Origin of the sequence: Serratia rubidaea, assembly GCF_016026735.1 — a bacterium.
In the GTDB taxonomy this organism is placed as follows: Bacteria; Pseudomonadota; Gammaproteobacteria; order Enterobacterales; family Enterobacteriaceae; genus Serratia_B; species Serratia_B rubidaea.
In genome coordinates, this window is sequence record NZ_CP065640.1 from 4,348,332 (window position 1) to 4,371,617 (window position 23,286).

A 23,286-nucleotide genomic window follows, 5' to 3' on the forward strand; every position below is an offset into this window, starting at 1 on the left:
AGCTGGATTCGCGGGCAAGGATTGCTTAAGGCTATAAAAGAAGCCTAATACAGAAACTCGGCCATTTTCGGACAATCGAAAATAATCCCTTAAAAATCAATCACACAAAAAAAGACCGAATACGATTCCTATATTCGGTCTAGGGAAATGGCTCTTGGGAGAGAGCCGTGCGCTAAAAGTTGGCATTTATTGCAGGGCTTGTTCAGCCATGCACTTTAAGCGTAGCCTACACGGCGGCTTTTGCCAGCCAGGCGCACGGCGGGTGATAGTTTCTACGTGGCATTAAATGCGTACAGAATTCACCCGATTGTTAACCTATTGATAAGCCAACGCGACGCCTGGCCCTACTTGGCACACAGCGTTTGCGCACGTGCGCGGAACGGCTCGACGCTCATCTTTTCCCCGGGGTGATTGGCGTCATCCAGCAGGATGGTCGCCAGCGGCTGCGCGCGTTGCTGGCCGGCGGCCACCTGCGCCTGGGCAATATCATTAAGCGGATACTGCATCAGCGTGCTGTTGTTCAGCACAAACAGCGCGCCGTCTTTACGGCACTGCAGCGTGACTTCCTCTTTGGTGAATGCCCACTGCTTGCCGAACTCCAGCTTGGTGACGTTTTCCAGACCTTCCGCGGCCAGTGCGCCGCCTGCGCCCGCCAGCAGTGCGAGGGCTAATAATGCACGTTTCATGTAATGACCTTCAGTAGCTATTTGGTTCAATTTTCCCGTAATCCAGGGGGATACCGCAAGTCGCAATATCACGTTGGCGCATAGGTGGCAAACAGGCTGACCAGCAGCAGTACCGCCCCGCCCAGCGCCAGCTCACTCCAACAGGCTAAGATTACGCCGCGCTGGGCCAGATTCGGCACGCTGTGCAGCGCCGGCACGATTGCATAGCGGTTAGTCAGCGCCACGCCCACCATCAGCAGCACCAGCGCGCTTTTTATCAGCAGCAAACGCTGATACGGCGACGATATATCCAGCGGCCAGCCGCCGACGATCATCAGGGCGTTGAGGACGCCGGTGATCAGCACCACCGCCACCGCCAGATGTCCCCAGCGGGAAAAACGGATCAGCGTGGTTACCGCTTCCGCACGCCACTGGGGCAGATGCAGGTAGCGCAGGCAGACCAGCAGCGGCAGCAGGCTGCCAAACCAGTAACCGGCGGCCAGCAGATGCAGCGCATGGCTGAGGCGGTGCAGCGTGCCGAACAGGCCGCTGTGCATCGCCGCATGGCCGATAAAGGCCATGCTGATCAGCAACAATCCGCCAAGCAGCGCGATCGCCGCGGCGCGCAGGCGCAGCGGCAACCACAGTGCCGCCAACGCACAGAGCGACAGCGCCAGATGCCAGCGCCACACTTCACCAAAGGTGGTGCCGAGCACCGCCAGCCAGATATCCCACTGATAGGCATCCTGCCAGCCGTCCCCCATCAGGCCGGCCTGTACCGCCAACAGCGCTACGGCTGAAACGGCGGCCGCCAGCGTCGAACCAGCCAGCCAAGGGCGCAGATCGCGGGAAAGTAACGCGGAGAGCCGCTGCGGCGACAATAAGGCGGTGAACAGACCGATGCCGAACATCAGCATCACCGCCGTAAAGTGCACGAAGCGACACAGGACAAACAGAGTCGCCAGAGTCATCGCTTATTTTACGGTAAAGCTGTATTGACCCTTGGTTTTATGACCGTCAACGGAAACCACGTGCCAGTCGACCAGATATTTCCCCGCCGCCAGCGGCTGCGTCAGCGCAATAGTGGCCTTGGCATTATCCTTGGCGTCCAGCTGCAGTTTACCGGTCTTAACCACTTGATTGTCCGGGCCGGTCAGTTTGACTTTGCTGAAGCCCGGCTCAATGCCTTCCGAGAAGCTGAGCGTCAACGCCTGCGGCGCCGGGCTGACGGTGGCATCCGCCGCGGGGGTTTGTACTTTAAGGTGGGCGTGCGCTAAAACCTGCTGCGAAGAAAAACCGACAAACAGCGCGAACAGCGTGGCGAGCAGGCGAGATGAGGAGCGAATTTTACCGATCACAGTGGTATCCCTTAATACAAAGATGAGGATGGAATACCCGTCAGCCTCCGGGGTGCAGGCAGCATGGCGCTCCTGCCAGCCGAATCATTACGGGCACTCGCGGGTCAAAACCACGCCAGAGCCAGAATCCCCGCGTTGCGCACGGCAACCCTATTCATTGAGGGGGAGTCAGCGGCCCCAACCCGGCATGATGGTGACGCCGCGGGAACAGGAACAGGCCGTGCATGGCGCACGCGGCTCCCCGCTCCCGGACAGCGAATCCTGTTGGATCATAACGATGAGTGATTATCAAGTCGAGCACATCACTGCCATTTTTCAAAATGGCAGCACGTTTCGCTGTATACCCGCATTAACGACAGGCATAAAAAAACCGCACCGGCATCTGCCTGGTGCGGTTTTTTTTCGGGCTGAGATTACAGCTGGCCGTTGCTGCTGCTTTCGCCGGCCGCGCCCATTTTCTTCAGATCCTTGTCGATAAAGAACAGCGCGTTGCCGCTGGTACCGACCAGCGCCAGCTTATCCAGCACGGATTTGAACAGTTTCTCTTCTTCATGCTGCTCGGCGACGTACCACTGCAGGAAATTGAAGGTTGAGTAATCGTGGGTAGTCATCGCCACGTGCGCCAGTTCGTTGATCTGACGGGTGATCAGCTGCTCGTGCTCGTAGGTCTGCTGGAAGACATCGGCCAGCGACTCAAACTCCACCGGCGGCGCGGCAATGCTGCCCAGCAGCGGCAGCGCGCCGGTATCGCTCAGGTAGTCGAACAGGCGCTGCATATGCTGCATCTCTTCCTGAGAATGCTCCTTCAGGAAGGCGGCGGCGCCTTCGAAGCCTTTATCCGCACACCAGGCGCTCATCTGCAAATACAGGTTCGCCGAATAAAACTCCAGGTTGAGTTGTTCATTCAGCTGCTTGGTCATTTCTTGCGTCAGCATAGTTATTCCTTTTAATTTCGCAGGCCAGTTCTTTATATGCCGCGTATTATGCCCCGCCGAAAACAAAATAAAAACAGTTGATTTACATCAAAGTGGAATTAATTTTAATTTACTTAATTATCAGACTGTTATAATTAAATCGCGGCGATGAAAATATTTATGATAATTATTTTCATCTTGCCAATAAATCTAAAGGCGAATCATTCTTATTTAAAATAACGCCGCTGGTTATCACAAAGATAAGTCATAATGACATTCCCTATCCCCGCATATAAAAATAATTATCATTCCCTGACCGCGCAACGGTAACGGCACGCCAGGCTTGCCAACCGCCGCCCGGTGCATTACCTTTCTGCGCAGATAAATGCGGTATCAGTAAGGAGCATAGCGTGGGATACAATCTGGCAGAACTCTCGAAAGAAGAGATGGACAAGGTTAACGTGGATTTAGCCGCTTCCGGCGTGGCGTTCAAAGAGCGCTACAACATGCCGGTGATCCCTGAAGTGGTGGAGCGTGAGCAACCTGAACAGCTGCGCGATTATTTCCGCGAGCGCGTCATCCACTACCGGATGGAATCGCACAAGTTCTCACGCCTGCCTTACGAACCGAAAAGCAAATAACAGCCGCGGCGGATGCGCGCTTCCCCTATCCGCCGCGTTCAAACGCTCAGACCGCTTTGCCGGCAAAGCGGTCGGTAGCCCGCATCAGCTGGTGCAGGATCCCCGGTTCATCAAACGAGTGCCCCGCCCCTTCAACAATATGCAGTTCAGCCTCCGGCCATGCCTGCGCCAGATCCCAGGCGTTTTGCACCTGACAGGCCATATCATAGCGGCCATGCACAATCACCGCGGGAATATGGCGAATCAGCGGCACGTTGCGCAGCAGCTGATCGTCGCTTTGCAAAAAGCCCTGATGGGTGAAGTAATGGTTCTCAATGCGGGCAAACGCTAACGCAAAGTCATCCTCGCCAAATGCCGCCGACTCGCTGCTGGGCAGCAGCGTAACGGTTTCCCCTTCCCAGATGCTCCACAGTTTTGCCGCTTCCAGCTGCACCTCGAGGTCGTCGCTGGTCAGACGCCGGCGATAGGCGGCAATCACATCCTGACGTTCCTCAGTGGAGAGAATCGACAGTACGCGCTGCCATTTTTCCGGGAAGAAGCGTGAGGCGCCATCCTGGTAATACCACGACAGCTCCTGCTTACGCAGCGTAAAGATGCCGCGCAGCACCAGTTCGCTGACGCGCTGCGGGTGGCACTGCGCATAGGCCAGCGCCAGCGTCGAGCCCCAGGAGCCGCCGAAGACCAGCCACTGATCCACGCCGGCCATTTCACGCAGCCGCTCAATATCGTCGACCAAGTGCCAGGTGGTATTGTTGTCCAGACTGGCGTGCGGCCGCGAGCGCCCGCAGCCGCGCTGATCGAACAGCAATACTTTATAGCGCTCCGGGTCAAACAGCTGCCGGTGATAAGGGGCAATGCCGCCCCCCGGCCCGCCGTGGATAAACACCGCCGGTTTCCCCTCCGGGTTACCGCTTAATTCCCAGTAGATCCGATGACCGTCTCCGGTATCCAACCAGCCACTGTCATACGCTGCTAACGGCGGATATAACCCGCGTAATTGTTCCATGGCGCTTTCCGTCTCTCTGTGAATGATGCCTTCATCAAAGCCCAAGCCCGGCATCAGGTCAACGGTAAAACCTGAAAACTCCGACGGATCACCGCCCGTTCGCGTTCGTTTGCTTAAAATGAATACGGCCAGCCGCAATAATGGTTAATCAGCCGCCACCTTGCGGCGTTTTTATCAACAGCGGTCAATCGCCCGATCGCACAGATCCGGCAAGCAGCGTTTGGCTACCGCCACGACAGCCGTTATGCTGGCAGGAAAAAGAGGAAAGCATGACATGACGTTACGCATTATTGATACTGAAACCTGCGGCCTGGACGGCGGCATTGTTGAAATCGCCTCCGTCGATCTGATCGACGGCCAGCTGGCAAACCCGATGAACGATTTGGTGTGCCCGGACCGTCCCATCAGCATTGACGCAATGGCCATTCACCATATTACGGAGGCGATGGTCGAGGATAAGCCGCGGATCGCCGTCGCCATCGGTCGCTATATCGGCAGCGACTACTATGTGGCGCATAACGCGTCCTTCGACCGCGGCGTGCTGCCGGAGATGCAGGGCCGCTGGATTTGCACCCTCAAGCTGGCGCGCATGCTGTACCCGGATATCAAGTACGGCAACCAGTATCTGCGCTATGCGCTGAACCTTGACGTGCAGCTGCCGCAGGACAACACGCTGTACCCGCACCGGGCGCTGTATGACTGCTACGTCACCGCCGCCCTGCTGCAACGGATTATCAAGGATTCTTCCTGGAGCGCCGAGGAGATGGCCGATATCACCGAACGGCCGGCGCTGATAAAGACCTTTAAGTTCGGTAAATATCGCGGCCGGCTGATTGAGCAAATCGCCCAGGAGGATCCGGGCTATTTACAGTGGATGCTGAAAAACCTCACCGACCTCAACCCGGACATGAAGCACACGCTGAAGTACTACCTGATTGGCTAACGCAACGGGCGGCGCAGGCCGCCCGTCACCTCGTTATTCGGCCAGCGAAAGAATAAAGGCGTATTCCAGCGCGATATCCTCATAGGCTTTGAAACGGCCGGACTTGCCGCCGTGGCCGGAGTCCATATCGGTATACAACAGCAGCTGACGATCGTCGGTTTTCAGCTCGCGCAGTTTCGCCACCCACTTGGCCGGCTCCCAATACTGCACCTGCGAATCGTGCAGGCCGGTGGTCACCAGCAGGTGCGGATAGGCCTGCGCCTGCACCCGATCGTAAGGGCTGTACTGTTTGATGTAGTCGTAATACGGTTTCTCGTTCGGATTGCCCCACTCATCGTACTCACCGGTGGTCAGCGGAATCGACTCGTCCAGCATGGTGGTCACCACGTCGACAAACGGCACCTGCGCCACCACGCCGTGGAACAGCTCTGGCTGCTGATTGATCACCGCGCCCATCAGCAACCCGCCGGCGCTGCCGCCCATGGCGTACACCTGCCCGGCGGCGCCATAGCCCTGTTCGACCAGCGCTTCGGTTACGTCGATAAAGTCGTTAAAGGTGTTTTGCTTGTTGAATAGCTTGCCGTCCTCATACCACAGCTGCCCCAGCTCGCCGCCGCCGCGGATATGCGCCAGCGCAAACACAAAGCCGCGATCCAACAGGCTCAGGCGGCTGCCGCTGAAAGCCGGATCCATACTGCTGCCGTAAGAACCATAGCCGTACACCAGCAGCGGATTACCGCCCCGGTTAAACCGATCCGTGCGGTACACCAGCGAAACCGGCACCTCAACGCCGTCGCGCGCCTTCACCCACACCCGCTCGCTGCGGTAGTTTTCCGGCGTAAAGTTGTTGACCTCCTGCTGTTTGAGCAACCGACGCTCGCCGCTGTCGAGGTTCAGCTCATACAGGCTGGCCGGCGTGGTCATCGAGGAGTAGCCATAGCGCAGCAGCGCGGTTTCCGGCTCCGGGTTGTAATCCAGCCAGGTGACATAGGTCGGGTCGTCGAAGGCGATGCGCTGCTCTTTACCGCTGCGCCAGTGGATTTGCCGCAGCTGCGTCAGGCCGGCGCTGCGCTCTTCCACCACCAGCCAGTCGCGGAACAGCTCAAAACCTTCCAGCATCACCGCATCACGCGCGGCGATCAGCGTCTGCCACTGCGCTTCGTCCGCCGTATCGCTCTGATACAGGCCGAAGTTTTTGCCGTCTTTGTTGGAGCGGATATAGAAGGTCTGCCGGTAGTGATCGATGGCATATTCATGATCTTTACGACGCGGCACGAACACCTGCGGCTGCGCATCGGGCCGGTCGGCGTCCAGCAGCAGAATTTCCGAGGTGGTGGTGCTGCTGAGGTGGATCAGGATATAGCGTTCTGAGGTGGTTTTTTCCAGGCCGACATAGAAGGTGTCGTCGGTTTCTTCATACACCAGCCGGTCATCGGCCGGATCCGTGCCCACAACGTGGTGGTAGACCTGATACGGCAGCAGCGTCTGCGGATGCTTACGCACGTAATACACGCTGGCGGAATCATTGCTCCATTCGAAATTGCCGGAGGTGTTTTCCAGCACCTCTTCCGCCCAGACGTCATCCGGCAGGTTTTTAAAGCGGATATCATATTGGCGACGCGACAGGAAATCTTCCGCCACCGCCATCATGCGGTTGTCCGGGCTGATATCCAGGCCGCCCAAAGTATAAAACTCACGCCCCTGCGCCCGCTGGTTGCCATCCAGCAGCGTCTGCCAGTCGTCGCTCTCTGTCGCCGGCTGGCGCACATACAGCGCGTATTCATTGCCGGGTTCGTAGCGCGTCTGGTAACGGTAGCCGTTACGCACATAGGGCGCAGAATGTTCCTGCTGCGGAATGCGCGCCACCATTTCCTGATACAGCGCTTCACGCAGCGCCTGCTGCGGCTGCAGCATGGCGTCGGTATAGGCGTTTTCCGCCTGCAGATACGCCAGCACCTGCGGATCGCTGCGCTCGTCGTCGCGCAGCCAGTAGTAATCATCAACGCGGGTATCGCCGTGCATCGTCATCGGGTACGGGCGTTTTTCCGCCTTCGGAGGGGTCATCATTACCAAATCATCCACTTACGTCCATTGATGGACGTAGGGTGGCATGATTGCCCCCGCCTTAACAAGTAGGCGCCGCAGCTTTTATCCGTTGCGGCGCCGTCAGGTCATGCCAGTTCACGTTTTTTCTGGTTCACGTCGCCCTCAATCCCCTGCTTGACGTCGTCGGGAATTTTCAGCGAGCTCGCCAACGCATCAAGGTAGCCCCGCTCCATAAAGTGGTCGACATCGATCACCATGCAGCTGAGGTAGTACACTTCCAGCGCTTCCTCTTCATTCTTCACGCCGAACGCCAGCGCATCAGGGTTGAGCGGCTGTTCAATCGCCTGCTGCACCCAGGCCTGCGCCTCCTCGCCGATCTGCAGCTGCGTCAGGCTGTCGTCAATGGCGCGGCGCTCATCGTCGTCAATATGGCCGTCGCTTTTCGCCGCAAACACCAGCGCCTGCACCAGCCGCTTGGCGCGCAGATCAACCGGCGTCGACTGCATGCCGAACTGCGGTTCATCCTGGTGGGTAGCTTTCACCCGCGATTTGTACTTGTTCCACAGCACCGCGCCCGCTGCGGCGCTGCCGCCGATAATCAGCGCGTTCTTGCCAAACTTGCCGACCAGCTTGCGCGAGGATTTATTCGCCAGCAATACGCCAACCAGCCCGCCCAGCGCGCCGGGAGCCAATAACTTGCCGATGCCTTCGGTACTGCCGTTCGAGCCGCTTTTTTGCCCCAACAGCGATTGAATCTGCTGCATCCAACTGTTTTTCATCGCATCCCCTCGCATGGATAGTAAAGCGAACGGGCGCCGGTGCCGGCACGCCGCTGAAACGCCAGATTAGGGGATTTTTTGTCAATTAACGTATGGCGGGGAAAATTTGTGTGAAGCGTCAGGCAAATTGGCGAGAAAGGTTGGTCAATCAGGGCGCCGTTGCCGCGCCCTGTCGCAGAGTTACTGCGGTTCGCTGTAGGCGATATCGCCGGTTTTACAGTTAAGGGTCACGCGATAGGTTTTATCTGTTTTGCTGCCGCGCACCGTTAACGGCACCTGCCAGAGATCGTCCTCGCCGCTGACCGCGTCCGGGCTGACCCAGGCGACCGGCGTTGCGGTGCCAAGCAGTTTTTTATCCGAGGCCCAGCGCGTAATGCGGTTTTGCAGGAAGTCGCGCTTTACCTGTGCGGCCACGTCCGCCGCCTGCAGCCCGCTGCACAGGCCCACTTTCGCCGTCCGCTGCTCGTGCTGCTGCGCCTGAGCGCCGCCGGCAAAACCAACGATAACCGCCAGCGCGGCGGCCAGCCCCAATCCTGTTGCTCTCATATACCCTCCAGTTGTCGTTACACTATCCGGAGAGCGCTGATGGCATCAGGCCTGGCAGGCGATCAACGTGTGCGAAATACGATCGCAAACAGTTCATCCACTCCCGGATAGATCTCCTTGATAACCTGCCTCAGCGCATCGAGCGACATGTTTTCCTGCCTGGCATGCTGCTCGTTCAGCGCATCCAGACGGACCGGCGTCACCGACAGCACCTCGATAAAACAGAAAAACGCCCCGTCTTCATGACGGCTGACGCGTAATACTTCGCCGGGTTGGAAATGCGATTCGCTGGCATCACGCAAGGTGATGGTTTTGCGTCCGGCTAAAATATCCTGCTCGAAACGGCTGAAGAAAGTGATTTCACCGCCCATTTTAGATCCTTTTTTATCACAATGCTGCAACATAGTGCTTAAGCGGCCTGTTTTTCAGACGCGCCTTCCGCTTTTGCCGCCGTTTTCTTCTCGCCCTTCGGCTTTGCCGCCTTGGCGTCCGCCTGCTGCGGCGCGCCGCCGCGCAGAATGTGCGTCAGCATCTCTTTATGCTCCGCCAGGAAGAAGCTCAGCGTGTCACGCTGTTCCTCGTCCAGCGCCAGCGGCGCCTGCTGCAGCCACTCACCGAGGTTATCGGCCAGATCGAGCATTTTGTCGTAAGCATCGGCTTCCTTTTTGCTGGCGAACGTCATTTTTTCCTCACCGTTTCTGACCACTACGTATTTAACTTCAACCGCCATGCGTATTCCCCAAAAGATTTAAATACTGTTTATTTATACAGTATAAGTAATGCTATCCGGAGGCACAAGCGGCCTCCGCGGTTAATTATTTCAGCAGGCGCGCCTTGCAGTTTTTCCCTTTGATTTTGCCTTCGCGCAGGCGCTGTAACGCCTTACGGGCGCTGTTTTTGCGGATGGCCACGTAGGCATGCATCGGGAACATATCAATTTTCCCCACTTCCGCCGCGGTCAACCCCGCCTCGCCGGTCAGCGCGCCCAGAATATCGCCGGGACGGATTTTCGCCTTGCGGCCGCCGTCGATGCACAGCGTAGCCATCTCCGCCTCCAGCGGCGCGTTGCTCGCCCCGCTCAGTTCGCTCACCGGCGCCCACGTCAGATCCAGCTGCAGATACTCTTCCAACGCGTGCGCCCGCACCATTTCCTGCGGCGTGCACAGGGTGATCGCCAGGCCGCTCATGCCGGCGCGGCCGGTGCGGCCGACGCGGTGTACGTGCACCTCTGGGTCGAAGGCCATTTCGTAGTTCACCACCAGCTCAAGATCCTTGATATCCAGACCGCGCGCGGCAACGTCGGTCGCCACCAGAACGCGACAGCTGCGGTTGGCGAAACGCACCAGCACCTGATCGCGATCGCGCTGTTCCAGATCGCCATGCAGCGCCAGCGCGCTGATGTCGCGTGCTTCCAGCGCATCGCACACGCTCTGGCAATCGCGCTTGGTATTGCAAAACACCACGCAGGAGGCCGGCTGATAGTGACGGATGGCGGCCAGCAGCAGCGCCGGACGCTGGTCGCGCGTCGTCTCATAGAAACGCTGTTCGATGGTCAGCGGCGCGTCGTCGTCGGCCACTTCAACGTTGAGCGGCGTCCGCTGCACGCGGGCGCTGATGCGCTCGATGCCGTCAGGATAGGTGGCGGAAAACAGCAGCGTCTGACGCTGCGGTGGCGTATAGGCAATCACGTCATCGATATCGTCGGCAAACCCCATGTCCAGCATGCGGTCGGCTTCATCGAGCACCAGCACGCTCAGCGCGTCCAGCTGCAGCGTTTTTTTCCGCAGGTGTTCCTGCACGCGTCCCGGCGTCCCCACCACGATATGCGGCGCATGCACCAGTGAATCCAGCTGCGGCCCCATCGGCTGGCCGCCGCACAGCGTAAGAATTTTAATATTCTGGGTAAAGCGCGCCAGACGGCGCAGCTCTTTGCTGACCTGATCGGCCAGTTCACGCGTCGGGCACAGCACCAGCGCCTGCGTCGCCACCTGCCCGACGTTGATTTTATCCAGCAGGCCGATGCCGAACGCCGCCGTTTTACCGCTGCCGGTCTTGGCCTTGGCGCGAACGTCCCGCCCTTGCAAAATGGCGGGCAGCGCCGCGGCCTGCACCGGCGTCATGGCGGCATACCCCAGTTCGTTGAGGTTAGCCAGCTGTGCGGCTGGCAGCGGCAGGGAAGAAAAGGAAACTGTGCTCACGGCGATAAACTCTTTATAGGCGGATGAAAAGGCGGCGCTGCCGGACGGCAGCTGATTCTGGGGGCAGATGATAACAGAGAAGGCCCGGCGGCGTCATAATACCTGGCGGCCGTTCCCGGCAAATGCACGTAAAAAAACCCGCCTGAAGCGGGTTTTTCAGCAGCGGGTCGCTAATTAGATAGCAACAACATCGGCTGCAGCCGGGCCACGTTGGCTGTCCTGGATGGAGAACTCAACCTGCTGGCCTTCTGCCAGAGTCTTGAAGCCATCGCTAACGATTGCGGAAAAATGAACGAAAACGTCCTTAGAACCGTCGGCTGGAGTGATAAAGCCGAAGCCTTTGCTTTCGTTAAACCATTTTACGTGACCAGTGATCTTAGCCATTTGACTTTCCTTTACTTGATAAACCTGCCTTTACGGCACTTACGGCGCGAAGGCCCTGCGTTATGTAGGTCTTCTTTCACCGCCGATTATTAACGCATAATCATGCCTGCAGGGCAAATTTTTTCGCTGATTCAGGGTGAAACCGGCACCACAGCTTTAACGTAAGGTGCTGATTATGGAAGCTTCAGGCGATAGACTCCCTGGCTTGGTGGCTCTTCCTGGCTGTAGGACCTCAGGTCCTCAACCGCCGGTAAAACTCCGCGCCCGACACAAAGCCGACACAAAGTGGGAACCCTCGCCAGACCTCGGTGGGTAAAGAGGTCCGACTCCGGCTGTCGGCCAGACCTGAAGACACCGACATGCGAAACAAGCTGACAAGACTTCCGGTCGACAAAGAAAACGCCTAGGATTATCGACCGAAAATAAGGACAAAAAGTAAGCGATTAGGCAGTTCCCGGCTGTTTACTATTTCTGCATAATTTCTATCAGGAGCAGTTAACTAAGGAGAGTTGCTGATGCAGATATGCAGAATGGATTATAACGATGTGTCCGTCGACCGCCGTGTTCTGAAGTTCCATGTTTATGGCGTTGGTGTTTTCCCGGTATTCAGCGGCAAACCTTCAATGATTAATCGGCCCGAATGTTCCTTTAAGGATGCGGCGGCATTGCCTCCCGGTCAGTATTGGATTGTCGATCGCCCACAGGGAAGCATGCGCAACCGGCTACAGACTTTCGCGAAGGATTTCTGGAACGGGACCAATCACGATGAATGGTTCGGCCTCTACAGCTTCCATACCCTCACCGATAATCTGTGGATTAATGGCAGAGACAGAGGAAGCTTTCGGATTCACCCACTAAGGCCAGACGGTAGCGGAGAGTCACACGGTTGCATAACCTTCTACAATATCCCAGACTTCAACCGATTCCGCCAAGCAATCATTCAGCGTAAGAAGTTCAAGGTCCCCGGCTCCCGTCTGGAACTCCTTGCTTATGGACGCGTGGATGTAACGGGATCGACCAACTTTGAGGCTTGCAATGTTTAAAACTGTAGCTCTGTTCGTCGTCTGCTTTGTAGTGTCGTTCCTTGTTCTCAACAAGGTCCCACTACTCAAGGAACTGGTTGACTCAACCGTCATCATGTTGGGCAACTGGATGAATGAGGCCGGTATCGCCAAGACTGACGGAGAGCGGGACCCCGCGTTCCTACCTGTAGTTCTCGGCTATTTGCTCATCACCGCCGCCCTCCTGATGTCTGTCATCAAGTGGAGCATCCGTAAATTCAAACGCTAATCGCAGCGCCAAGGGGGCGTATAGGTTCCGAGCGCGCGTCCCACTTCAGCAACACACGCCAGCCTTCTCACCACACCTTAATTCAACACACGCAACCTGTGAGATAACCGACGCGGGTCGCGGGCGGCAGGCGCGCCGGCTGTCAACGCAATCGTTTTCGTATATACTGCGCGCTGGTTTGCATTTGGCTTCACTTTCACATCAGGTACGAAATTATGCTAACGATTGGAACCGCCCTGCGCCCCGGCGCCACCCGCGTCATGCTGCTCGGATCCGGCGAACTGGGCAAAGAAGTGGCGATCGAATGCCAGCGTCTGGGGCTGGAGACGATTGCCGTCGACCGTTACGCCGACGCGCCGGCAATGCATGTGGCGCACCGCAGCCACGTCATCAATATGCTGGACGGCGAAGCGCTAAAGGCCGTTATCGAACAGGAACGTCCCGACTATATCGTGCCGGAGGTTGAAGCTATCGCCACCGACATGCTGGTGCAGCTGGAGCAGCAGGGTCACCACGTCGTTCCGTGCGCCGAGGCCACTCGCCTGACCATGAACCGTGAAGGCATTCGCCGTCTGGCGGCAGAGACGCTTGGGCTGCCCACCTCCACTTACCGCTTTGCCGACGATGAAGAGAGCTGCCGACAGGCGATAGCGCATATCGGCTACCCCTGCATTATCAAACCGGTGATGAGTTCATCCGGCAAAGGTCAGAGCCTGCTGCGCGACCCTTCCCAACTGAGCGCCGCCTGGGATTACGCCCAGCGTGGCGGCCGCGCCGGCGGTGGCCGGGTTATTGTTGAAGGGCTGGTCAAATTCGATTTTGAAATTACCCTGCTGACCATCAGCGCCGTTGACGGCGTGCATTTCTGCGCGCCCATCGGCCACCGTCAGGAAGACGGCGACTATCGCGAATCCTGGCAGCCGCAGCAGATGTCCGCCCTGGCGCTGGAGCGGGCGCAGCAGATTGCCGCCCAGGTCGTTAAAGCGCTCGGCGGTTACGGCCTGTTCGGCGTAGAACTGTTCATCTGCGGCGATGAGGTGATTTTCAGCGAGGTATCGCCGCGCCCGCATGACACTGGCATGGTCACGCTGATTTCGCAGGACGTCTCGGAATTTGCGCTGCACGTACGTGCCTTTCTCGGCCTGCCGATCGGCGCCATTCGCCAGTTCGGCCCGGCGGCCTCCGCCGTGATCCTCCCCACGCTCGACAGCGACGATCTGCACTTTAGCGGCCTGGCGCAGGCGCTGGAGGGCACTAATCAGATACGCCTGTTCGGCAAACCGACGATTGCCGGCCGGCGTCGTTTAGGCGTCGCGCTGGCCTGCGGTGACACCACCGATCAGGCGGTTGAACGGGCCAAACGGGCAGCGGCGGCGGTGGTGGTTCGGGGTTAACCCAAAGAAACGGGCGCGGCAGGACGCGGCGCCCGGATATGACCTCAGTAATCGTCTTCTTCGTCTTCGCGCTGCGGCTCGGCATCCCGGGAGGCATCCTGCGCTTCCGGCGCGCCGTCCTCCTCCTCGTCAAACAGCACGGCAACCCGCTCGCCCTGATGCTTTTCACGAATTTCCTGCGCAACGCGGGCGATGGCTTCGCCGCTGCTCATGCCCTGCTCCATCAGCTGATGGATACGCTCTGCGGCTTCCTGCTGTTCCTGGTGGTTCAGCGACGGCATTCCAAGCATGTTTATACCTCCGGCAAATTTGGAGGGGGATTATACCGCGCGTTACCATCGCCGCAAGCCCGGCGTCACGCAGCCTGCGAACAGCCGCTATCCTCGCTGCGCCACTGTTTCAGGCGATGGCGCCACAGCATTACATGCCAGTTCTGTTTAATGCCGCGCGCATTGGCCGCCATGATGCTGTCCATGCCGCGCTGATAAAATTCGCGCACGATTTGCTGCTGCGCCGCCAGTTCCGGCTCGCGGCGTACGCTGTGGCAAATCCCCAGCGCCTCGCGGGTAATCTGCCAGTGAAACGCCGGGCGGATGGCGATGCGGTCGGCATAGCGCCGGTTCAGCGCCACCAGCATCTCGATGATCTTCATATAGTGGCGCTGATAGTCGACGTTCGCCGCGCCGGTGCGGCGGCGGTTGCTGATCGACTGACCGTGTACGCGCTGGCGATACAGCGGCGTGCTGAGGTACTTCACCCGCTTGGCGTTAAACATCACTTCGGTCGTCCACGGAATATCCTGATGATGGAGACCCGGTTCAAAATAGAGCCGGTGTTGCTTAATAAAATCAAGCCGATAAATCGCCAGCCACACCACGTGAATAAATTTTCGCGAATTTAACGCACGCTCAAACCAGCGCGGTCCGCTAATAACCTCAGTGGATGCCAGACGCTGCGCTGGAATAATCGGCAACAGTTCATCGCTGTGTTCAAAATAACGTTCGCCGTTGCACTGCATCACATCCAGCTGATGTTTTTCCGCCTGCGCGATCAGTGTGGCGTACATCTCCGGCGATAATAAATCATCCGCATCGGGAAACGCGACGTACTTACCACGCGCCGCCGCCAGCCCGCGGTTGCGCGCCACGGAAACCCCGGCATTGGCCTGATCGATCACCTGAATATGTTCATAACGTGCCGCATAGCGGTGCGCTATTTCCGCGGAACCATCGGTGGCGCCGTCATTAACGATAATAACTTCCAGACGTTGTTCCTGTTGCGCCAATAAAGACTCAAGAAATGGCTCCAGTAATTCGCCCACATTATGCATCGGGACGATAACGCTCAGCATTAACGACATAATTTTGCTCTATTTGCTTCTTATCAGGCAAAAACAGCCCCGTCTGATACTGCATACCGCAGGCGTATTGGTTAACGCACCATAAGGTCGCCGTGAGCGCAAAGATCAGTTATCACTCAAGGAAATGTTATTGCCCTGTAAACATTCGTGAATCTTTGCATATTTAAATTTCGTTTAAGGAGCAAAAAATGCTTAGCCGGCTATCTTCTTTCCTGTGCGCTACGCATGCGCAAAGCGCGCTGATGTGGCAAACTAGCGCCCCAACACCGACGTCCCGTTAGCCAGGTTTATTACAATTCATGACTGCCACCGCTCCGCACCTTAAATCCCTGCCCTATAGCCGCGATACGCTGCTGCAGCTGTTTTCCCCGTTGTCCGCGCAGCCGTGGGCCATGCTGCTGCATTCCGGCTTTGCCGAGCACTCGCATAACCGGTTTGATATTTTGGTGGCTGACCCCTGCGCCACGCTGACCACCCACGGCGCGGTGACGGAAATCCACCGTGACGGCGACAGCCTGAGTTCAACGGAAGATCCCTTCACCCTGTTGCAACAGCAGCTGTCGGCGCTGCCTTTCTCGCCGTCGGCCGACGACGATCTGCCGTTTCAGGGCGGCGCGCTGGGGCTGTTCGGTTACGATCTGGGGCGGCGGGTGGAAACGTTGCCGACGCTGGCCGAGGCGGAGCTGGCGCTGCCGGACATGGCCGTCGGCATTTATGACTGGGCGCTGATCGCCGATCACCATCGGCAGCGGCTTACCCTGCTGAGCTACGACGATGTCGAGCAGCGCTGGCAGTGGCTGAGGAGTCATCAGCGGCCTGCGCCGGCGGCGTTCCGGCTCACCGGCCCCTGGCAGGCGAACATGACGCGGGCGCAATACGGCGAGAAATTCCAGCGTATTCAACATTACCTGCGCAGCGGCGACTGCTACCAGATCAACCTGGCTCAGCGTTTCTCCGCCCCCTATCAGGGCGACGAGTGGCAGGCCTTCCTGCGGCTGAACGACAGCAACCGCGCGCCGTTTTCCGCTTTTTTACGGCTGCCGCACAATGCGGTGCTGAGCATTTCGCCGGAACGTTTTCTGTGGCTGGAGCGCCAGCAGGTACAAACCCGGCCGATCAAGGGCACGCTGCCGCGGCTGGCCGACCCGCAACAGGACGCGGTGCAGGCGCAGCGACTGGCCGCGTCGCCGAAAGACCGCGCCGAGAATCTGATGATCGTCGATCTCCTGCGCAATGATATCGGCCGCGTCGCGCAGCCCGGCAGCGTACGCGTGCCTGAACTGTTCGTCGTCGAACCGTTCCCTGCGGTGCACCATCTGGTCAGCACCATTACCGCCCGGCTGCCGGCCGCCACGCCGGCGAGCGAGCTGCTGCGCGCCTGTTTTCCCGGCGGCTCGATTACCGGCGCCCCCAAGGTGCGGGCCATGGAAATTATCGAGGAACTGGAGCCGCAGCGGCGTAACGCCTACTGCGGCAGTATCGGCTATCTCAGCGCCTGCGGCACCATGGACACCAACATCACCATCCGTACGCTGATGACCGAAAACGGCCGCATTCACTGCGCCGCCGGCGGCGGTATCGTGGCCGACAGTGAGGAACAGGCGGAATATCAGGAAACTTTTGATAAAGTAGGCCGAATCTTACCGCAACTGGGGGAGTTTAACCCTTCGTGAACCCGCCGACCTATCCCACCACGCTGGCCGACTTTGTCAGCCGTTTTCAGCTGCAGCAGCCGCAGGCGGTGCAAACGTCGCACGGCGTGCGCGCCGCCGCGGTGCTGGTGCCGATCGTCTGCCGGGAGGAGCCGACGCTGCTGCTGACCCGCCGCGCCGATACGCTGCGCAAACACGCCGGACAGGTGGCCTTTCCCGGCGGCAAGGCCGATCCGCAAGACGCGTCGCTGATTGCCACCGCGCTGCGTGAAGCCGAAGAAGAGGTCGCCATTCCGCCCGCCGCGGTGCAGGTGCTCGGCCAGATGGCGCCGCTCGACAGCAGCAGCGGCTTTCGCGTGACGCCCATCGTCGGCCTGGTGCCGGCCGATGTGCGCTTCCACGCCAATGAGGGTGAAGTGGCGGACGTCTTCGAAATGCCGCTGCACGAAGCCCTGACGCTGTCGCGCTATTATCCGCTGGATATTCACCGCAACGGCTATCGCCACCGGGTGTATCTATCCTGGTATCAGCGCCGTTTCGTCTGGGGCCTGACCGCCGCCATCATCCGCCGTCTGGCGCAGCAGGTCAGCCTGTAAGCCCGCGTTTAAGTGATCGCTATCACATCTCGTTCACGGATTATTCCGGCTTTCTGCGCGAAAGCGATCGCCATCACTTCATCTGTTTGCCAATTCCACTATCTTGCAGGCCATTGAGGTTTTAAAAAAACTGTAAACCCTCTCTTAAACATTACGATATCCCTGTAAAATACGGTCAATTGGTATAAACCTCTAAGCAAATAGGGTTATGCCGACGGCGCGCGGTGAAGGAAACGCCGGCGCGATGGCCCGAGAGAAACTCAGCGCGGCGCCGTTTTACGGCAGGCGTCACGCCCGTCGCCACCACCTATTTGGTAACGCCATGGATTATTTTATTTCATGCGAAAAAGAGCGCCAAACCCGTAAGGCCTCTTTACAATATCGCTGTTCCCTGCACGGTTTTTAACCGCCGCAGCCATAACAATATGCCTCTTTAAGGAGTTCTAGCGTGATTAGCGTTTTCGACATGTTTAAGATCGGCATCGGCCCGTCCAGCTCTCACACGGTTGGACCGATGAAAGCCGGCAAACAGTTTGTCGACGATCTGGTAAATAAAGGCCTGATGCCTTCTATCACGCGTGTAGCCGTGGATGTTTACGGCTCACTTTCGTTGACCGGTAAAGGTCACCATACCGATATCGCCATCATCCTCGGCCTGGCCGGCAACCTGCCGGACAGCGTCGATATTGACGGTATTCCGGGTTTTATCCGCGATGTAGAACAACGTCAGCGTCTGATGCTGGCAGGCGGCCTGCACGAAGTCGATTTCCCGCGCGACGGCGGCATGGTGTTTCGCAGCGACAACCTGCCGCTGCATGAAAACGGCATGTGCATCCACGCCTTCGCCGGCGATAAAGAAGTCTACAGCAACACCTACTATTCCATCGGCGGCGGTTTTATCGTCGACGAAGCGCATTTCGGCAAAGCCGACGTCAGTGAAGTGACGGTGCCCTATCCTTTCCATTCGGCGCGTGAAATGCTCGAACACTGCCATAACACCGGCCTGTCGCTGTCCGGCATGGTGATGCAGAACGAGCTGGCGCTGCACAGCAAGCAGGACATTGAGGCCTACTTCGGCAACGTCTGGCAGACCATGCGCGCCTGTATCGACCGCGGCCTGAATACCGAGGGCGTGCTGCCCGGCCCGCTGCGCGTACCGCGCCGCGCCTCGGCCCTGCGCCGCATGCTGGTCGCCTCCGACAAACTCTCCAACGACCCGATGAACGTCATCGACTGGGTCAATATGTTTGCCTTGGCGGTCAATGAAGAAAACGCCGCCGGCGGCCGCGTGGTGACCGCGCCGACCAACGGCGCCTGCGGCATCGTGCCGGCGGTGCTGGCCTATTACGACCACTTTATCGAGTCGGTCAGCCCGGATATCTACATCCGCTACTTTATGGCTGCCGGCGCCATCGGCGCGCTGTATAAGATGAATGCCTCCATTTCCGGGGCGGAAGTCGGCTGTCAGGGCGAGGTCGGCGTGGCCTGTTCCATGGCCGCCGCCGGCCTGGCCGAGCTGCTGGGCGGCAGCCCGGAGCAGGTCTGCGTCGCGGCGGAAATCGGCATGGAGCACAATCTGGGGCTGACCTGCGATCCGGTGGCCGGACAGGTGCAGGTTCCCTGCATTGAACGCAACGCCATCGCCTCGGTAAAAGCGATCAACTCGGCGCGCATGGCGCTGCGCCGCACCAGCGAACCACGCGTGTCGCTGGATAAGGTGATCGAGACCATGTACGAAACCGGTAAAGATATGAACGCCAAATACCGCGAGACCTCGCGCGGCGGTCTGGCGATTAAAGTCCAGTGTGACTAAGCCCGAAAAACCCCGCCAAACGGCGGGGTTTTTGTTTGTAATTCAGCCAGTTAATTGATATAAGTGACAACGTCACCCGCGCATCAGCGGCGTACTGCGCTTCTATCCCCGGTTTAACCCGCGTTTTATCCCTCTGTTCCCGTCAACTGAAATAAATTATTACGCTACCATTCCACCCTCTACCATCGTGGCTAAAATTAGCCGAGAATCAGAGGGTAGGAGAAAGTCCGATGCTGTACATTGGATGACTTAGCGCAACAAGGATTCAACGTCGATGTTAATGACCCAATTTGCTGTCAACAAGTACCGCCATTATCGCTGGTTGCTCTCCGGCGCGGTTGGGTTGGCGATCCTCTTTATCTCATTATACATTCGCTACTATCAGGAAGTTAAAACCATCGACCGCAGCCAGCAGCAGCTGGCAGCGCACACCGTTGCCAAAATCGAACGTTTGCTGCAGCCGGCCAGCGAACAGGCCCGACACACCATGGCGTTGATTGGCCGCCCCTGCAATATCGTCACCCCGACGCTGCGCTACCGCGCGGCGCAAAACCAGGCGCTGCGCTCCGTACTGCTGGTCAAAGATAACGATATTTACTGTTCCAGCCTGTTCGGCCCGCGCCAGTACCGGCTTGACGCCCTGTTCCCGCAGCTGCATCCGGACGCCGATACGCAGCTGGCGCTGCGTCCGTCGCTGGCGGTGGCCAAAGGGGTGCCGACGCTGATCATGTGGACGCCGCAGAGCCGGGAAGCCCGCAGCGGCATTCTGCACGTGTTCAATATCGACCTGCTGTCGACCTTCCTGCTGGAGCCGCAGCTGCCCTATGCGCAGCGCATCGTGCTTAACGTTGACGGCCAGAGCCTGGAGTACGCCAAACGCGAAATTATCGACAGCAGCGCCCTACGCGGCGATCTGCGCTACACCGCCGCCTCCAATCGCTACCCCTTTACTATCTCGCTGTTTGGCCCCTCAACCCAACGTATGGCGCTTGAGGCGCTGCCCGCCCATGTGCCGCTGGCGCTGCTGATCAGCCTGCTGGCCGCCTACGTGGTCTATCTGATTACCGCCAACCGCATGAGCCTGTCGTACCATATCAGCCATGCCATTAACCGCCGCGAATTCCAGGTCTACTGTCAGCCGATCATCAACGGCGCCAGCGGCCGCTGTCTCGGCATCGAAATCCTGCTGCGCTGGAACAGCAAGCGGCAGGGCTGGATCTCGCCGGACGTGTTTATCCCGCTGGCCGAGCAGCACGGTCTGATTAACCCCCTGACCCGCTTTCTGATGACCACGGTGGTGGAAAATCTGGCGCTGTTTCCGCCGCGCCCTTCGTTTTATATCAGCATCAACGTCGCCGCCGAGCATTTCAACGCGCAGACGATCCTGGCCGATATCCGCCGTATCTGGCTGCCGGCCAATCCGATGCCGTCGCTGATGCTGGAGCTGACCGAACGTACCGCGCTGTCGGAGATTCAGTACGAACATATTCGCGCGCTGAAAGATCTGGGCATTATGCTGGCGATTGATGACTTCGGCACCGGCCACAGCTCACTCAGCTATCTGAAAAAACTGAGTCCGGACGTGCTGAAAATCGACCGCGCCTTTACCGCCGCCATCGGTACCGACGCCATCAACGCCACCGTCACCGATACCATTATTACGCTCGCCCACCGTCTGAAGTTAAAGCTGGTAGCTGAAGGGGTGGAAACCGCCGAACAGGCCGATTACCTGTGTCTGCGTCAGGTCTATGCGCTGCAGGGGTATTATTTTGCCAAGCCGATGCCGATTCAGGCGTTTCCGCAGTGGTTGCAGGACTATGAAGAACGTCAGCGCGCCGCTGCGGAAGAGCCGGGTTCGGGGGAGAAATAAAACCGGAGGCCTGAGCCTCCGGTTGATGATGATTATTCGGGGTCTGCCTGTTCCGGCTGCACCTGACTGATTCGCACCAGTTCAATGCGGTATTCGGACGCCGCCAGGATCTCAAAGCGCAATCCGTTCTGCTCCAGCACCTCGCCCACCGCCGGCATCTGACCGTAGTGCGACAGCAGGAAGCCGGCCAGCGACGCATAGTCCTCCGTCGGGCTCACCAGATCCTGACAGTTCAGCGCCTGCTCCAGCGAGTGCAGATCCGCACCGCCCTGCACCAGCCAGCTGTCACCGTCGGCCACGATATCCGGCGTTTCATCCTCGTCCGGGAACTCGCCGGCGATCGCCTCCAGCACGTCCAGCGGCGTCACCAGGCCCTGCACCACGCCGAACTCGTTGGTAACCACCACCAGACGCCCCTTGGCGCGACGCAGCACCGCCAGCAGGTTAATCACATCCATGGTTTCCGGCACCACGATCGGCGGCGTACGCGCGGCAAACTCGGCGATATCCTCGCCCTGCTCCAGCGCCACCAGCAGATCCTTGGCGCGCACTACGCCGATCACTTCATCCAGCTCATCCCGGCACACCGGGAACAGGCTGTGCGGCGTATCCAGCAGCTGCGCCCGCACCTCATCGCGTGAGCGATCGCAATCTACCCACGAGATTTCGGTACGCGGCGTCATCACGCTGCGCAGCGAACGCGAGGCCAGCGTCAGCACGCCGCTGATCATATAGCGCTCTTCTTCGGCAAAGGTCTCATCCGCCGGCAGCCGCACGTCTTCCGTCGTCTGCTGCTGCGCACGCTGCTGCCCCATCAAGCGCATAATGGCTTCCGCAGTGCGCTCACGCATCGGCCGGCGCTCCTGGTGCTTGATAAAGTTGCGGCGCGCAATCTGGTTAAACAGTTCGATCAGGATCGAGAAACCGATCGCCGCATACAGGTAACCTTTCGGAATATGCAGGCCGAAACCTTCGGCGATCAGGCTAAGGCCGATCATCAACAGGAAGCTCAGGCACAGCACCACAATGGTCGGGTGCGCATTGACGAAGTTGGTCAGCGGCTTCGACGCCATCAGCATCACCACCATGGCGATCACCACCGCGGTCATCATCACCGGCAGGTCGTTCACCATACCGACGGCGGTAATCACCGCATCCAGTGAGAACACCGCATCGAGGATCACAATCTGCACCACCACCGCCCAGAATTTGGCGTAACCGCGGTTGCCTTCATCCTGATGCGTGCGCCCTTCCAGCCGTTCGTGCAGCTCCATGGTGGCCTTAAACAGCAGGAACACGCCGCCGAACAGCAGGATCAAATCACGGCCGGAGAAGCTGAAGTCCGCCACGCTGAACAACGGCGTGGTCAGCGTGACCATCCATGAAATTACCGACAACAGCCCCAGACGCATAATCAGCGCCAGCGACAGGCCCATAATACGCGCCTTGTCACGCAGCTTCGGCGGCAGTTTGTCCGCCAGAATGGCAATAAACACCAGGTTGTCGATACCCAGGACGATTTCCAATACCACTAAGGTCAGTAACCCGGCCCAAATTGAGGGGTCCATTAAAAATTCCATGTCAGACTCCGGAAAAAAGACGGATTAGCCAGGCGACGCGCAGGGGCGATGAAACGCATGTCGGACGCGGTGCGGCGGAAATAGCAAAAGTTCGGGATGATGGTACCGGGAAATGGCCGGACGGCCGTGTTTGCTTGTGTGGTGCCAACAGGTGGCGGGTATAACCTTGGAAAACAGCGACTTCGGTGACAGTCCATAGGGTGGGCTGAGGCCCTTCACTCCTAATAATGAAAGAAGCGGATACTGTATCA

General features: G+C 58.5%; 24 protein-coding genes. 9 read left to right on the top strand and 15 right to left on the bottom strand.

Going from position 1 to position 23,286, the window contains the following annotated elements:
* Positions 1–344: 344 nt before the first annotated feature.
* From I6G83_RS20475 to ftnA, 4 genes are all read right to left on the bottom strand, one after another.
* Entirely contained in the window at positions 345–686 is a 342-nt protein-coding gene (locus I6G83_RS20475; protein WP_054306215.1) for a YebY family protein, read from the bottom strand.
* Between the two features lie 68 nt (positions 687–754).
* The gene (gene copD / locus I6G83_RS20480; protein ID WP_054306214.1) at positions 755–1,636 is read right to left on the bottom strand and encodes a copper homeostasis membrane protein CopD; all 882 of its coding nucleotides are present in this window, start codon (positions 1,634–1,636) and stop codon (positions 755–757) included.
* A gap of 3 nt (positions 1,637–1,639) precedes the next feature.
* The gene (gene yobA / locus I6G83_RS20485) at positions 1,640–2,023 is read right to left on the bottom strand and encodes a CopC domain-containing protein YobA (protein ID WP_015672698.1); all 384 of its coding nucleotides are present in this window, start codon (positions 2,021–2,023) and stop codon (positions 1,640–1,642) included.
* A 413-nt stretch (positions 2,024–2,436) separates the two neighbouring features.
* Complete coding sequence (gene ftnA / locus I6G83_RS20490; RefSeq protein ID WP_015672699.1) at positions 2,437–2,958, bottom strand: non-heme ferritin; 522 nt, start codon at positions 2,956–2,958, stop codon at positions 2,437–2,439.
* A 389-nt stretch (positions 2,959–3,347) separates the two neighbouring features.
* Here ftnA and I6G83_RS20495 point away from each other — a divergent pair, with 389 nt between their 5' ends.
* Entirely contained in the window at positions 3,348–3,578 is a 231-nt protein-coding gene (locus tag I6G83_RS20495; protein WP_015672700.1) for a DNA polymerase III subunit theta, read from the top strand.
* A 46-nt stretch (positions 3,579–3,624) separates the two neighbouring features.
* On the opposite strand, the gene pip is transcribed toward I6G83_RS20495, so the two are convergent.
* Entirely contained in the window at positions 3,625–4,584 is a 960-nt protein-coding gene (gene pip / locus I6G83_RS20500) for a prolyl aminopeptidase (protein ID WP_062778979.1), read from the bottom strand.
* A 274-nt stretch (positions 4,585–4,858) separates the two neighbouring features.
* Between pip and exoX the strand changes: the two genes are divergently transcribed.
* A complete protein-coding gene (exoX, locus tag I6G83_RS20505; RefSeq protein ID WP_054307603.1) occupies positions 4,859–5,527 on the top strand; it encodes an exodeoxyribonuclease X in 669 nt (222 codons plus the stop codon).
* 33 nt (positions 5,528–5,560) lie between these two features.
* On the opposite strand, the gene I6G83_RS20510 is transcribed toward exoX, so the two are convergent.
* The 7 genes from I6G83_RS20510 to cspE all read right to left on the bottom strand — a co-directional run bounded on the left by I6G83_RS20510 (position 5,561) and on the right by cspE (position 11,480).
* Positions 5,561–7,594, bottom strand: a complete 2,034-nt coding sequence (locus I6G83_RS20510; protein WP_054307604.1) for a S9 family peptidase — start codon at positions 7,592–7,594, stop codon at positions 5,561–5,563.
* A 104-nt stretch (positions 7,595–7,698) separates the two neighbouring features.
* Positions 7,699–8,352 (bottom strand): tellurite resistance TerB family protein, encoded by a 654-nt coding sequence (locus I6G83_RS20515; protein ID WP_054307605.1) that lies wholly within the window; start codon positions 8,350–8,352, stop codon positions 7,699–7,701.
* A gap of 180 nt (positions 8,353–8,532) precedes the next feature.
* Positions 8,533–8,898, bottom strand: a complete 366-nt coding sequence (gene yebF / locus I6G83_RS20520) for a protein YebF (RefSeq protein WP_015672705.1) — start codon at positions 8,896–8,898, stop codon at positions 8,533–8,535.
* A gap of 62 nt (positions 8,899–8,960) precedes the next feature.
* Positions 8,961–9,269, bottom strand: coding sequence for a N(4)-acetylcytidine aminohydrolase (yqfB, locus tag I6G83_RS20525; protein WP_015672706.1), 309 nt, complete (start codon positions 9,267–9,269; stop codon positions 8,961–8,963).
* A gap of 38 nt (positions 9,270–9,307) precedes the next feature.
* Positions 9,308–9,628: a YebG family protein gene (locus tag I6G83_RS20530; protein WP_054307606.1), complete on the bottom strand. Its 321-nt coding sequence runs from the start codon at positions 9,626–9,628 to the stop codon at positions 9,308–9,310.
* Positions 9,629–9,713: 85 nt separating this feature from the next.
* Positions 9,714–11,096: an ATP-dependent RNA helicase DbpA gene (gene dbpA, locus I6G83_RS20535; RefSeq protein WP_054307607.1), complete on the bottom strand. Its 1,383-nt coding sequence runs from the start codon at positions 11,094–11,096 to the stop codon at positions 9,714–9,716.
* A gap of 174 nt (positions 11,097–11,270) precedes the next feature.
* Positions 11,271–11,480: a transcription antiterminator/RNA stability regulator CspE gene (cspE, locus tag I6G83_RS20540; RefSeq protein ID WP_015672709.1), complete on the bottom strand. Its 210-nt coding sequence runs from the start codon at positions 11,478–11,480 to the stop codon at positions 11,271–11,273.
* 530 nt (positions 11,481–12,010) lie between these two features.
* Here cspE and I6G83_RS20545 point away from each other — a divergent pair.
* The 3 genes from I6G83_RS20545 (at position 12,011) to purT (ending at position 14,164) form a co-directional block, all read left to right on the top strand.
* Positions 12,011–12,523: a DUF2778 domain-containing protein gene (locus I6G83_RS20545; protein ID WP_232238930.1), complete on the top strand. Its 513-nt coding sequence runs from the start codon at positions 12,011–12,013 to the stop codon at positions 12,521–12,523.
* Positions 12,516–12,770 carry a hypothetical protein gene (locus tag I6G83_RS20550; protein WP_054307609.1) on the top strand — a complete coding sequence of 85 codons (255 nt, stop codon included), beginning with the start codon at positions 12,516–12,518 and terminating at the stop codon, positions 12,768–12,770. The genes I6G83_RS20545 and I6G83_RS20550 overlap by 8 nt, the downstream gene beginning before the upstream one ends.
* A 215-nt stretch (positions 12,771–12,985) precedes the next feature.
* Positions 12,986–14,164 (top strand): formate-dependent phosphoribosylglycinamide formyltransferase, encoded by a 1,179-nt coding sequence (gene purT / locus I6G83_RS20555; protein WP_054307610.1) that lies wholly within the window; start codon positions 12,986–12,988, stop codon positions 14,162–14,164.
* Between the two features lie 44 nt (positions 14,165–14,208).
* Here purT and I6G83_RS20560 read toward each other — a convergent pair whose 3' ends face one another.
* Positions 14,209–14,454 carry a YoaH family protein gene (locus I6G83_RS20560; RefSeq protein WP_054307611.1) on the bottom strand — a complete coding sequence of 82 codons (246 nt, stop codon included), beginning with the start codon at positions 14,452–14,454 and terminating at the stop codon, positions 14,209–14,211.
* A gap of 65 nt (positions 14,455–14,519) precedes the next feature.
* Positions 14,520–15,524 (bottom strand): glycosyltransferase, encoded by a 1,005-nt coding sequence (locus I6G83_RS20565; RefSeq protein ID WP_054307612.1) that lies wholly within the window; start codon positions 15,522–15,524, stop codon positions 14,520–14,522.
* 299 nt (positions 15,525–15,823) lie between these two features.
* On the opposite strand from I6G83_RS20565, the gene pabB reads away from it, so the two are divergent.
* The 4 genes from pabB (at position 15,824) to I6G83_RS20585 (ending at position 21,455) form a co-directional block, all read left to right on the top strand.
* The gene (gene pabB, locus I6G83_RS20570; protein ID WP_054307613.1) at positions 15,824–17,197 is read left to right on the top strand and encodes an aminodeoxychorismate synthase component 1; all 1,374 of its coding nucleotides are present in this window, start codon (positions 15,824–15,826) and stop codon (positions 17,195–17,197) included.
* On the top strand, positions 17,194–17,772 hold the full coding sequence (locus tag I6G83_RS20575; RefSeq protein WP_015672716.1) for a CoA pyrophosphatase: 579 nt from the start codon (positions 17,194–17,196) through the stop codon (positions 17,770–17,772). Before pabB ends, I6G83_RS20575 begins: the two co-directional genes overlap by 4 nt.
* Before the next feature lie 448 nt (positions 17,773–18,220).
* Entirely contained in the window at positions 18,221–19,585 is a 1,365-nt protein-coding gene (gene sdaA / locus I6G83_RS20580) for an L-serine ammonia-lyase (protein ID WP_015672717.1), read from the top strand.
* A 274-nt stretch (positions 19,586–19,859) separates the two neighbouring features.
* The gene (locus I6G83_RS20585) at positions 19,860–21,455 is read left to right on the top strand and encodes an EAL domain-containing protein (RefSeq protein ID WP_054307615.1); all 1,596 of its coding nucleotides are present in this window, start codon (positions 19,860–19,862) and stop codon (positions 21,453–21,455) included.
* Positions 21,456–21,487: 32 nt separating this feature from the next.
* Here the strand turns inward: I6G83_RS20585 and I6G83_RS20590 are convergent, their stop codons facing one another.
* Positions 21,488–23,035, bottom strand: coding sequence for a TerC family protein (locus I6G83_RS20590; protein ID WP_054307616.1), 1,548 nt, complete (start codon positions 23,033–23,035; stop codon positions 21,488–21,490).
* Positions 23,036–23,286 lie beyond the last annotated feature (251 nt).

Coding starts and splice junctions, on each gene's coding strand:
- I6G83_RS20510 (WP_054307604.1), bottom strand. CDS start 7,594: ATGATGACCCCTCCGAAGGCGGAAAAACGCCCGTACCCGATGACGATG.
- ftnA (WP_015672699.1), bottom strand. CDS start 2,958: ATGCTGACGCAAGAAATGACCAAGCAGCTGAATGAACAACTCAACCTG.
- I6G83_RS20530 (WP_054307606.1), bottom strand. CDS start 9,628: ATGGCGGTTGAAGTTAAATACGTAGTGGTCAGAAACGGTGAGGAAAAA.
- yqfB (WP_015672706.1), bottom strand. CDS start 9,269: ATGGGCGGTGAAATCACTTTCTTCAGCCGTTTCGAGCAGGATATTTTA.
- exoX (WP_054307603.1), top strand. CDS start 4,859: ATGACGTTACGCATTATTGATACTGAAACCTGCGGCCTGGACGGCGGC.
- I6G83_RS20545 (WP_232238930.1), top strand. CDS start 12,011: ATGGATTATAACGATGTGTCCGTCGACCGCCGTGTTCTGAAGTTCCAT.
- I6G83_RS20565 (WP_054307612.1), bottom strand. CDS start 15,524: ATGTCGTTAATGCTGAGCGTTATCGTCCCGATGCATAATGTGGGCGAA.
- pabB (WP_054307613.1), top strand. CDS start 15,824: ATGACTGCCACCGCTCCGCACCTTAAATCCCTGCCCTATAGCCGCGAT.
- cspE (WP_015672709.1), bottom strand. CDS start 11,480: ATGGCTAAGATCACTGGTCACGTAAAATGGTTTAACGAAAGCAAAGGC.
- I6G83_RS20475 (WP_054306215.1), bottom strand. CDS start 686: ATGAAACGTGCATTATTAGCCCTCGCACTGCTGGCGGGCGCAGGCGGC.
- I6G83_RS20590 (WP_054307616.1), bottom strand. CDS start 23,035: ATGGAATTTTTAATGGACCCCTCAATTTGGGCCGGGTTACTGACCTTA.
- I6G83_RS20515 (WP_054307605.1), bottom strand. CDS start 8,352: ATGAAAAACAGTTGGATGCAGCAGATTCAATCGCTGTTGGGGCAAAAA.
- I6G83_RS20585 (WP_054307615.1), top strand. CDS start 19,860: ATGTTAATGACCCAATTTGCTGTCAACAAGTACCGCCATTATCGCTGG.
- pip (WP_062778979.1), bottom strand. CDS start 4,584: ATGGAACAATTACGCGGGTTATATCCGCCGTTAGCAGCGTATGACAGT.
- copD (WP_054306214.1), bottom strand. CDS start 1,636: ATGACTCTGGCGACTCTGTTTGTCCTGTGTCGCTTCGTGCACTTTACG.
- purT (WP_054307610.1), top strand. CDS start 12,986: ATGCTAACGATTGGAACCGCCCTGCGCCCCGGCGCCACCCGCGTCATG.
- I6G83_RS20550 (WP_054307609.1), top strand. CDS start 12,516: ATGTTTAAAACTGTAGCTCTGTTCGTCGTCTGCTTTGTAGTGTCGTTC.
- I6G83_RS20560 (WP_054307611.1), bottom strand. CDS start 14,454: ATGCTTGGAATGCCGTCGCTGAACCACCAGGAACAGCAGGAAGCCGCA.
- yebF (WP_015672705.1), bottom strand. CDS start 8,898: ATGAGAGCAACAGGATTGGGGCTGGCCGCCGCGCTGGCGGTTATCGTT.